The organism is uncultured Aureimonas sp., assembly GCF_913775355.1.
GTDB lineage: Bacteria > Pseudomonadota > Alphaproteobacteria > Rhizobiales > Rhizobiaceae > Aureimonas.
On the sequence record NZ_CAJYIU010000087.1, the window covers coordinates 25001 to 34243 of the forward strand.

Annotated in this window: 12 protein-coding genes; 4 read left to right on the plus strand and 8 right to left on the minus strand. The window is 69.2% G+C overall.

Annotated features, from left to right (window positions below):
- Window positions 1–57: 57 nt before the first annotated feature.
- Window positions 58–696: a LysE family translocator gene (locus QZ753_RS06190; RefSeq protein WP_294641945.1), complete on the plus strand. Its 639-nt coding sequence runs from the start codon at window positions 58–60 to the stop codon at window positions 694–696.
- Window positions 696–1109 (plus strand): EamA family transporter, encoded by a 414-nt coding sequence (locus QZ753_RS06195; protein ID WP_294641947.1) that lies wholly within the window; start codon window positions 696–698, stop codon window positions 1107–1109. The genes QZ753_RS06190 and QZ753_RS06195 overlap by 1 nt, the downstream gene beginning before the upstream one ends.
- A 12-nt stretch (window positions 1110–1121) precedes the next feature.
- Here QZ753_RS06195 and QZ753_RS06200 read toward each other — a convergent pair whose 3' ends face one another.
- The 8 genes from QZ753_RS06200 to QZ753_RS06235 form a co-directional block, all read right to left on the minus strand.
- On the minus strand, window positions 1122–1781 hold the full coding sequence (locus QZ753_RS06200; RefSeq protein WP_294641949.1) for a glutathione S-transferase: 660 nt from the start codon (window positions 1779–1781) through the stop codon (window positions 1122–1124).
- Between the two features lie 46 nt (window positions 1782–1827).
- Window positions 1828–2049 (minus strand): BrnA antitoxin family protein, encoded by a 222-nt coding sequence (locus QZ753_RS06205; protein ID WP_055892774.1) that lies wholly within the window; start codon window positions 2047–2049, stop codon window positions 1828–1830.
- Window positions 2050–2060: 11 nt separating this feature from the next.
- Window positions 2061–2498, minus strand: coding sequence for a hypothetical protein (locus QZ753_RS06210; RefSeq protein WP_294641952.1), 438 nt, complete (start codon window positions 2496–2498; stop codon window positions 2061–2063).
- Window positions 2499–2529: 31 nt separating this feature from the next.
- Window positions 2530–3696 (minus strand): 23S rRNA (adenine(2503)-C(2))-methyltransferase RlmN, encoded by a 1167-nt coding sequence (gene rlmN / locus QZ753_RS06215; protein ID WP_294641968.1) that lies wholly within the window; start codon window positions 3694–3696, stop codon window positions 2530–2532.
- 254 nt (window positions 3697–3950) lie between these two features.
- On the minus strand, window positions 3951–4451 hold the full coding sequence (locus QZ753_RS06220; protein ID WP_294641954.1) for an invasion associated locus B family protein: 501 nt from the start codon (window positions 4449–4451) through the stop codon (window positions 3951–3953).
- 271 nt (window positions 4452–4722) lie between these two features.
- On the minus strand, window positions 4723–5184 hold the full coding sequence (locus QZ753_RS06225; protein ID WP_294641956.1) for a YkvA family protein: 462 nt from the start codon (window positions 5182–5184) through the stop codon (window positions 4723–4725).
- An 84-nt stretch (window positions 5185–5268) separates the two neighbouring features.
- Window positions 5269–5850 (minus strand): RNA 2',3'-cyclic phosphodiesterase, encoded by a 582-nt coding sequence (gene thpR, locus QZ753_RS06230; RefSeq protein ID WP_294641958.1) that lies wholly within the window; start codon window positions 5848–5850, stop codon window positions 5269–5271.
- Between the two features lie 187 nt (window positions 5851–6037).
- The gene (locus QZ753_RS06235) at window positions 6038–6691 is read right to left on the minus strand and encodes an arylesterase (RefSeq protein WP_294641960.1); all 654 of its coding nucleotides are present in this window, start codon (window positions 6689–6691) and stop codon (window positions 6038–6040) included.
- A 95-nt stretch (window positions 6692–6786) separates the two neighbouring features.
- Here QZ753_RS06235 and QZ753_RS06240 point away from each other — a divergent pair, with 95 nt between their 5' ends.
- On the plus strand, window positions 6787–7500 hold the full coding sequence (locus QZ753_RS06240) for an ABC transporter ATP-binding protein (protein ID WP_294641961.1): 714 nt from the start codon (window positions 6787–6789) through the stop codon (window positions 7498–7500).
- A partial coding sequence (locus tag QZ753_RS06245) for an FtsX-like permease family protein (protein ID WP_294641963.1) occupies window positions 7497–9243 on the plus strand: 1747 nt, incomplete at its 3' end. The genes QZ753_RS06240 and QZ753_RS06245, both read left to right, overlap by 4 nt.

A 9243-nucleotide genomic window follows, 5' to 3' on the forward strand; every position in this document is an offset into this window, starting at 1 on the left:
TCGACCCTGGAAATGCCGACCCGCACCACGCGTGCGGACCATGCTCTCGGAGGCCGCATGACCTTCCTGCCGGATCTGTCCGCGCTTCTCGCCTTCACGGTGGCCGCGATCGTGCTGACGATCACGCCGGGGCCGGACATGACGCTGTTTCTCGGGCGCACGCTCGCGCAGGGGCGCGCCGCCGGCTTCGCGGCCTATTGCGGCGCCTGCACCGGCTCGCTCATCCATACGACGCTCGCCGCCGTCGGGCTGTCGGCGCTGATCGCCGCCTCGCCCGAGGCGTTCCTGGCGCTCAAGGTCGTCGGCGCGGCCTATCTCGTCTGGCTCGCGGTCCAGGCGATCCGTCACGGCTCCTCGCTCTCGGTGGAGCGCGCCAAGGCCCCGCCGCAGTCCTTCGCGGCCAACTGGGCGACGGGGATCGGCATCAATCTCCTCAACCCCAAGATCATCCTGTTCTTCGTGACCTTCCTGCCGCAGTTCGTCGCCGTCGGCGATCCGCACGCGGGCTCGAAGCTCTTCTTCCTCGGCGTCTACTTCATCCTCGTCGCGACGCCGATCACGGTCGCGATGATCTTCGCGGCCGACCGGATCGCGGCGACCCTGAAGGGCAAGCCGGCGGTGATGCGCTTCATCGACTGGCTGTTCGCCTCGGTCTTCTCGGCCTTCGCGATCCACATCCTTCTCGCCCGCGCCTGATGGGCTGGCTCGGCTGGGCGCTGGCCTCGGCGGCCTTCGCGGCTCTGACGGCGGTGTTCGGCAAGATCGGCGTCACCGGCGTCCAGTCGGACTACGCGACCTTCCTGCGCACGCTCGTCATCGTCGCGCTGATCGCGGCGGTGGTGACGGCTGGCGGTCACTGGCGCTCGCCCGCCGATCTTCCCGGCCGCTCGCTCGCGTTCATCGGGCTGTCGGGGCTGGCGACCGGGGCGTCGTGGCTCTGCTACTACCGCGCGCTGCAGCTCGGCCAGGCGGCGCAGGTCGCGCCGATCGACAAGCTGTCGGTGGTGCTGGTCGCGGTCTTCGGCGTCAGCTTCCTTCAGGAACGCCTGAGCGCGGCCAATTGGGCCGGCATCGCCCTGATCGCGAGCGGGACCATCCTCGTCGCCTAGCGCTGAAACGCTTCAGGCGTAGGCGTAGGGCCCGCCGCGCTCCAGCGCCGCCCTGAAGGCAGGCCGCGCATGGATGCGCTCGACGAAGGCCCGCAGATGGCGGCGCTGCCCGAAGCCGACGCGCGCGCCGGCCGCCTCCAGCGGAAAGCTCATCATGACGTCTGCGAGCGTCGGCTCCGAGCCGGCGAACCAGCCGGTCCCGGAGAGGGACGCATCCCAGTAGTCGAGGAGGTCGGCGAGGCGCGGGGCGATGAAGTGGGTGTCGACGCCCTTCATCAGGGCTCTGGCCACCGGCCGCACGACGAAGGGCGCCTCCGACGGAATCCGCGCGAAGACGAGCTTCATCAGAAGCGGCGGCATGGCCGAGCCCTCCGCGTGGTGCAGGAAGTGCTGCATCCGCCACCAGTCGGCCGAGTCCGACTCGGGCTGGAACCGGCCTCGGCCGTGGGTCTCGGCGATATAGGTGACGATCGCCCCGGTCTCGGCCAGCGTGAGGTCGCCCTCGGTGATCACCGGCGACTTGCCGAGCGGGTGGACCCTTCTCAACTCGGGCGGCGCGGCAAGGCTCTTCGAGCGCTCGTAGCGCCTGACCTCGTAGGGCACGCCAAGCTCCTCGAGGAGCCAGAGGACGCGCTGCGAGCGCGAGTTGTTCAGGTGATGGACCGTGATCATGCCCGGCGAATTGGCACGATCGCGCCCCTTGCCAAGGGCGGCGTGTCTATTTGCCGGCCGCTTTGCGCAGGGCGTCGGCCATGCGGTCCTGCCAGCCGGGGCCCTCCTCCTGGAACCACTCCAGCACCTCGGAATCGACACGAAGCGTCACCTGCTCGCGCCGCCCGGGAATGGCGACGGGCTCGCGCACGCGCTCGGGCGCTTTGGTGGTCGCGGCCTTGAAGGCGGCCTCGGCGGCATCGCGGGGATTGGTGGGGCGTCGGGCCATGCGGCGAGCTCTCACGTCTGCGGGGGAAGGGAAGGGGTGTCGCGCCGACGCCAGCGGCCTGCGCCATGCCCGGCGACGATCCAGTAGACGAGGCCGAAGGCAAGGCCCGCGACGATCATCGCCGTCTCCAGCGCCGCGCTTCCCGCGCCCGGCGGAATGCGCGCGGCGGCAAAGCCGCCGGCGAGCCCCGCCGCCGCATGGAGGATCAGCGAGCGCTGCCCGAGCGCCTCGGTCAGCACCATGAAGAGGCCCCAGGGGACGAGCGCCAGCGTGCCAACTTGAGCGGCCTGCGCGAAGTAGCCGAAGACGAGTTCCGTCCAGACGAACGGATCGACGCTCGCGGACGCCGGCAGATCGATGAACGGCCAGAGAAGCGCGAAGCTCGCGGCAAAGCACGCCAGCACGAAGCCGGTCGGGATCAGGAAGAGGAAGCGCAGGACCTGGATCACGGGAGGCGCGCCGAGCCGGCCGAGGGGGATCTCACCCGGCGACCGCCGCCTCCAGCGCCAGCCGGTCGCCGCGCTTCATGCGCTCCGATTCCGACTTCAGCTGGCCACAGGCGGCGAAGATGTCGCGGCCGCGCGGCGTGCGGATCGGCGAGGCGTAGCCGGCCTGGTTCACGAGATCGGCGAAGCGCTCGATCTGGTCCCAGTCCGAGCACTCGTAGGGGCTGCCCGGCCAGGGGTTGAAGGGGATCAGGTTGATCTTGGCCGGAATGCCCTTCAGCAGCCGCACGAGCTCGCGCGCGTCGGCTAGGCTGTCGTTGACGCCCTTCAGCATTACGTATTCGAAGGTGATGCGGCGCGCGTTGGAGAGGCCGGGATAGGCGCGGCAGGCGTCCATCAGCGCCTTGATCGGGTACTTCTTGTTGATCGGCACGAGCACGTCGCGCAGCTCGTCCGTCACCGCATGGAGCGAGATGGCGAGCATCACGCCCATCTCCTCGCCGGTCTTCTCGATCATCGGTACGACGCCGGAGGTCGACAGGGTGATGCGGCGCTTCGACAGCGCCAGACCGTCGCCATCCGACACGACCGCCAGCGCCGACTTCACGTGGTCGTAATTGTAGAGCGGCTCGCCCATGCCCATCATCACGACGTTCGACACGAGGCGCCCCTCGGAGGGGACGATCGCGCCCTGCGGCGTCGAGGCGTCGGGGAAGTCGCCGAGCCGTTCGCGCGCGGTCAGCACCTGGCCGACGATCTCGGACGGCTCGAGGTTACGCACGAGGCGCTGCGTGCCGGTGTGGCAGAAGGTGCAGGTGAGGGTGCAGCCGACCTGGGACGAGACGCAGAGCGTGCCGCGGCCTTCCTCGGGGATGTAGACGGTCTCGATCTCGACCGGGCGCCCCGCACCGCGCGAGGGGAAGCGGAACAGCCACTTGCGCGTGCCGTCGACGGAAATCTGCTCCTCGACGATCTCCGGCCGCGCGATCTCGAAATGCTGGTCGAGCGTCGCGCGCAGGTCCTTCGAGACGTTGCGCATCTCGTCGAAGTCCTTGACCCCACGCACGTAGAGCCAGTGCCAGAGCTGCTGGACGCGCATCTTGGCCTGCTTGGCGGGAATGCCGGCTTCGACCAGCGCCGCGCCCATGTCCTCGCGCGACAGGCCGAGGAGGGAACGCTTGGCGGGGGCGGCGGCCGGCATCGCGCTCGGGCGCACGGCCTGCGCCGCAGTCGTGAGATCGATCGACACGCTCATGGATGCACCTTGCCCGCGCGAGACTACGATCTGCCCCGCTTTTCGTTCTGCGTTTCGTCTGGATCGGTTTCAAATGATCCGAACCGCGCGCTTTCGCAAGAGCTTGGCCGCGATTGCCTGCCATGCAGCCATACGTGGACACGAAAAAAGGCGCCGGTCGGCTCGGCGCCTCGTATCGTTCAAGCCTGTCGGTCGACGGCTTACTTGCAGTTCGCTAGCGAGTTGATTGCGGCCGTCACGCCCGACAGCGAATAGGTGTAGTTGGTCGCCGTGCCGCGCTGCGACACCGCATCGACCTTCATCGCCTTGCCGGACTTCAGCGCGGCGACCAGCTGCGGCTCCTCGGCGGCGTTCTCGACCCAGGCGCTCTCGCCGCGCGTGAACAGCGTGAACTTCTTGCCGTCGATGTCGACCGTCACCTTGGAGCCGTCCTTCATCGGATAGCCCATAACGACCTGCGGTTCGTAGGCCTTCTTGTTGCTGGGCTTCTGCGAGACCAGGAAGAAGATGTCGCCGTGGTCGACGCTCGCCGGCTGCTTCGTCTTCGGCGTCGAGAGGATGTAGCAGACCTTGGAGCCGCTGGAGTCGTAGGAGTAGCTGCCCCAGTCGTTGAACTGGTTCACGCGGGTCGGGGTCTGGGCGGCAGACGCCACGCTGGAGAGCGCCACCATCGCCACCGCCGCCGTCAGAGCATGTTTCATGGAGTTCGTGTTCCCCGCTTGGTCGCAATGCCATTGGACGCACGACCCTCGACGGGTCGAACGTGCTCGTGGCCGCAGGTTGGGCGATAAGCCTTTCCACAGGGTAAACGAACCGGAAAGTCCCGAACACGCATTCGACACTTCATCGCGTTCCGGCAAACGACCGGGCGCGGCTGCGGTCCGCCCACGAGCGACCTTGCGGACGAGGACGGAACGATTGGGGCGATAGTGGGACCGCCGGGGCGGCTCGGCCGAAGCGGTCGGTGCCGCCTCAGGCCGAGCGTGCCGCCTCGTCGCCCTCGTCGCGCAGCGTGTCGCGGGCGCGCTCGTAGTGCTCGGGCCGGATGTTCTTCTGGACCGCCGTGAAGGCGGCGAGGAGCACCGCGGCGTCGTCGGTGAAGCCGAGGCCGACGATGAAGTCCGGCACGACGTCGAAGGGCAGGACGAAATAGGCGAGGGCCGCCAGAAGAATGCCGCGCGAGGCCGCCGGGGTCTGCGGGTCGAGTGCGCAGTGATAGGAGGCGACGACGTCCTCCATGAAGGGGATGTGCCGGGCAGCGCGCTTCAGCGTCGACAGGAAGCCCTTGCGCACGCGCCGCTCCTGCCGGGCCTGTTCGGCCTCGTCGCCGGGCAGGAGGATCTCGCCGACCAGCACCTTGTCCGGGGCACCGAGGGTCGTGGTGCCGGTCTCGCCCACTGTGTTGCCGGCGATCGGCCCGCCTTCGCTCGTCATGCCCGTCTCCTCGAAATCGATGGCCCCCGCGCCCGCCGATATGGCGCGGCCCCGGCCGGGTTTCAAACCGGCCGGGGTTTGCCGTCAGCGGGCGGCCATCGCCAAGGTGCCCGCGTCGCGCTGGCTGGGCAGGGCGTCGAGCGGGAAGGCCTCTTCCATCACGTAGGGACCGCCGCCGACCGAATCTTTCGACGAAAAGAGGACGAAGCGCGAGGCCTGGAACGTCGGCGCGCGAAAGCCGCCGCGCAGCGCGAGATAGTGCGCGACCTCCTCGCTCTTGCCGTTGCGAAGGCGCGCCAGCGTCACGTGGGGCGTGAAGCGGCGCGGGTCGGCGGGAACGCCGAGGCGCTGCAGGATGCGGTCGATCTCGCCTTGAAGGTGGTCGAGCGGCCGCGAGGGTTCGACGTCGGCATGGACCGAATGCGGCTTCTTGCCGCCGAACGCGCCGAGGCCGCGCAGCGTCACCGGGAAGGGGGCACGCGAGACGCGGTCGAGCGCGCCGACGATCTCGTCGGCGAGGCGCGCTTCGATGTCGCCGATGAAGCGCAGCGTGAGGTGGTAGTTCTCAGGCTCGATCCAGCGGGCGGAAGGCAGGCCGCCGCGCAGGAAGGACAGGGACATCGCGGCGTCACGCGGAATTTCGAGGGCGGTGAACAGTCTCGGCATTGGACGATCCTTCCCGTTCGGGGCCACGCTCGAGACCAGGCGCCTGCCTGTCACGCAAACGCGACCAAGTGCCTTACCCCATCGAAACTTTCATCACGGATCGTGGACTTCAAGGCTTGGCCGAGGCTTCTGCACAGAAGCGGCCCCGGCGTTGCTGCGATGCACCGGGCGATGGCCGCGGGCCGTATCAGCCCTGCGCGCGGGCGCTCGCCTCCAGCGCCTCGATCACCTGCGGCAGAATGCCCTTGACGATCACCGCCACGCCCTGCGCGTTCGGGTGCATGTAGTCGGCCTGGTTCAGGCTGCCGTTGCCGGCGACACCCTCGAGAAAGAACGGGTAGAGCGGCACGCCGTGCTTGGCGGCGAGCTCGCCGTAGATCGGGTTGAACTTCGCGGCGTAGTCCGCGCCCATGTTGGGCGGGCTGATCATGCCGGCGAGAAGCACCTGCGTGTTCGGCCGCGCCTTCAGCTTGGTCAGGATCGCATCGAGATTGGCACGCGTCACGTCGGGGCTGACGCCGCGCAGCGCGTCGTTGGCGCCGAGTTCGACGATCACGACCTTGGCGCTCGTCGGCACCGACCAGTCGAGCCGGGCGAGGCCTCCGGTCGTGGTGTCGCCGGACACGCCGGCATTGACGACGCGCGCCGGATGCCCGGCCGCGTTCAGGGCCGCCTGAAGCTGGTCGGGGAAGGACTCGCCGGGCCCGACGCCGTAGCCCGCCGACAGGCTGTCGCCGAAGGCCACGACCTGCGGAGCACCCTCCTGCGCCCGGGCCGGCGCGCCGAGCGCCAGACCGAGACCGATCGTCACGAAGGCGAGAAGCGATTGGAAGCGCTGCATGGGCCACCCATATTCCGCGTTGCGGCAGGACGCCCCGCTCGCCGGAATGCGGGCCCGAGGCGCTTGTCCGAGCACGATATAGGAAGGGCGTCGCCTTGGCTGAAGCAGCGGTCCGGTTACGAAATGTTCAACTGACGCTGGGAACGGGCCGCAGCGCGGTGCATGTTCTGAAGGGCATTGACCTAGACGTGGCGCGGGGCGAATCCGTGGGCATCGTCGGCCCCTCGGGTTCCGGCAAGTCGACGCTGCTGATGGTTCTCGCCGGTCTCGAGCGCGCCGATGACGGCCTCGTCGAGATCGCGGGTCAGGCGCTCGGCCCGATGAACGAGGACCAGCTCGCCGCTTTTCGCGGGCGTCATGTCGGCATCGTCTTCCAGTCCTTCCATCTCATTCCCAACATGACGGCGCTCGAGAACGTCGCCGTGCCGCTGGAACTTGCCGGCGTCTCCGACGCCTTCGCGCGCGCCGAGCGGGAGCTTGCCGCCGTCGGCCTTGGCCAGCGCGTGACGCACTATCCCGGCGAGCTGTCGGGCGGCGAGCAGCAGCGCGTGGCGCTCGCCCGGGCGCTGGCGCCCGAGCCCGACATCCTGATCGCCGACGAGCCGACCGGCAATCTCGACGGCGAGACCGGTGCGCAGGTCGCCGATCTCCTGTTCTCCGAGCAGGCCCGGCGCGGCATGACGCTGATTCTCGTCACCCACGACAAGACGCTCGCCGCGCGCTGCGGGCGCGAGGTCGCCGTGCGATCCGGCGTCATCGAACGCGGGTCGGCCCCGTCGGCCACAGCCTTTGCGGAAGCCGCGCAGTGACCGCAGCCGCGCCCCCCGCGCGCCCGTCGGCCGGTTTCGCGCTCGCGCTCCGCTTCGCCCTGCGCGAAATGCGCGGCGGCCTGCGCGGCTTCGTCATCTTCCTCGCCTGCCTGACGCTTGGCGTCGCCTCGATCGCCGCGGTGAATTCCGTGTCCGAGATGATGACGACCGGCATCCAGCGCGAGGGCCGAACGATCCTCGGCGGCGACATGCGCTTCGGCCTGAACCAGCGTCAGGCGAGCCCGGAGGAACGGGCCTGGATCGCCGGCTACGGCACCGTCGCCGAGATCGGTTCGCTGCGCTCGATGGCGCGCCTGCCCGACGGCTCCAACCAGACGCTGAGCGAGGTCAAGGCGGTTGACGGGCTCTACCCGCTCTACGGCGAGATCGGCTCGGAGCCGGCCACGCCGCTGCCCGATCTTCTGGCCGAGCGGAACGGCCGCTTCGGCGCGCTCGCCGCGCCCGAGTTCTTCGATCGCCTCGGCATCGTGCCCGGCGCGACCATTCTCCTCGGCAATATCGAGATCGAACTGCGCGGCGTCCTGACCCGCGAGCCGGACGTTCTGTCCGACGGTTTCAACTTCGCCCCGCGCCTTCTGGTCTCGCTGGATGCGCTGGCCTCGTCCGGGCTCGTCCAGCCGGGCTCGCTCGTCGAATACGACTACAAGCTCCGTTTCGCCGACCCGGGGACCGACCCGAACGCCGTGAAGGCCGAGGCCAACCAGCGCTTTCCGCAGGCCGGCTGGAGCATCCGCGACGCCAGCGAGGCCGCGCCCTCGCTCCAGCGCAACATCGAGCGCTTCTCGCAGTTCCTGACCCTCGTCGGCCTCACCGCGCTGGTGGTGGGCGGTGTGGGCATCGCCAACGCGGTCGCCGCCTATCTCGATTCCAAGCGCACGGTGATCTCGACCTTCAAGAGCCTGGGCGCCAGCGGCCGCTTCGTGGTCACGATCTATCTCGTGCAGATCCTGATCCTCTCGACGGTCGGCATCGTGCTCGGGCTTTTCCTCGGCGCGACGGCGCCGTTCTTCGCCGCGCGCTTTCTGGAAGCCCATATCCCAATCGCTGCCGAAGCTTCGATCTATCCCGGCGCGCTGCTGCTTGGTGCGTTGTTCGGCTATCTCACCGCGCTCGCTTTTGCGATCCTGCCGCTCGGGCGCACGCGCGACATCGCGGCGACGGCGCTGTTCCGTGCCAATGACGGGCCGGGAAGTCTTCGCATGCGCTGGGCCTATGCCGCTGCGGCGCTAGGCCTTGCCGCCGCGATCGCCGCGCTGGCGTTCGTGATGTCGAGCGACAAGCGGGTGGCCGGTGTGTTCCTCGTGGCGACGGGCGTCGCGTTCGTGATCCTGCGCCTCGTGGCGATGGCGATCCGTTGGGGCGCGGCGCGCCTGCCGCGCGTGCGCTCGACGCCGCTGCGGCTCGCGATCGGCAACATCCATCGTCCCGGCGCGCTGACGGCCTCGGTGGTCCTGTCGCTCGGCCTCGGGCTGACGCTCCTCGTCACGCTCGCCTCGATCGATCGCAATCTTCGAAGCGAGATCGGCGGCACCCTGGCGGCGCGCGCGCCGAACTTCTTCTTCGTCGACATCCAGTCCGCCGAGGTCGAGCCGTTCCGCACGAGGGTCGCCGAACTCGCGCCGGGCTCGACCCTGACCGACGTGCCGATGCTGCGCGGGCGCATCACGCAGCTACGCGGCGAGGACGTGTCGAAGATCGAGGTGCCGCCGGAGGGCGCCTGGG

What these genes read in the sequence shown, in the direction of transcription:
- QZ753_RS06220 (WP_294641954.1), bottom strand. Translation starts at nt 4,451, where the DNA reads ATGAAACATGCTCTGACGGCGGCGGTGGCGATGGTGGCGCTCTCCAGC.
- QZ753_RS06235 (WP_294641960.1), bottom strand. Translation starts at nt 6,691, where the DNA reads ATGCAGCGCTTCCAATCGCTTCTCGCCTTCGTGACGATCGGTCTCGGT.
- rlmN (WP_294641968.1), bottom strand. Translation starts at nt 3,696, where the DNA reads ATGCCGGCCGCCGCCCCCGCCAAGCGTTCCCTCCTCGGCCTGTCGCGC.
- QZ753_RS06200 (WP_294641949.1), bottom strand. Translation starts at nt 1,781, where the DNA reads ATGATCACGGTCCATCACCTGAACAACTCGCGCTCGCAGCGCGTCCTC.
- thpR (WP_294641958.1), bottom strand. Translation starts at nt 5,850, where the DNA reads ATGCCGAGACTGTTCACCGCCCTCGAAATTCCGCGTGACGCCGCGATG.
- QZ753_RS06205 (WP_055892774.1), bottom strand. Translation starts at nt 2,049, where the DNA reads ATGGCCCGACGCCCCACCAATCCCCGCGATGCCGCCGAGGCCGCCTTC.
- QZ753_RS06195 (WP_294641947.1), top strand. Translation starts at nt 696, where the DNA reads ATGGGCTGGCTCGGCTGGGCGCTGGCCTCGGCGGCCTTCGCGGCTCTG.
- QZ753_RS06225 (WP_294641956.1), bottom strand. Translation starts at nt 5,184, where the DNA reads ATGACGAGCGAAGGCGGGCCGATCGCCGGCAACACAGTGGGCGAGACC.
- QZ753_RS06190 (WP_294641945.1), top strand. Translation starts at nt 58, where the DNA reads ATGACCTTCCTGCCGGATCTGTCCGCGCTTCTCGCCTTCACGGTGGCC.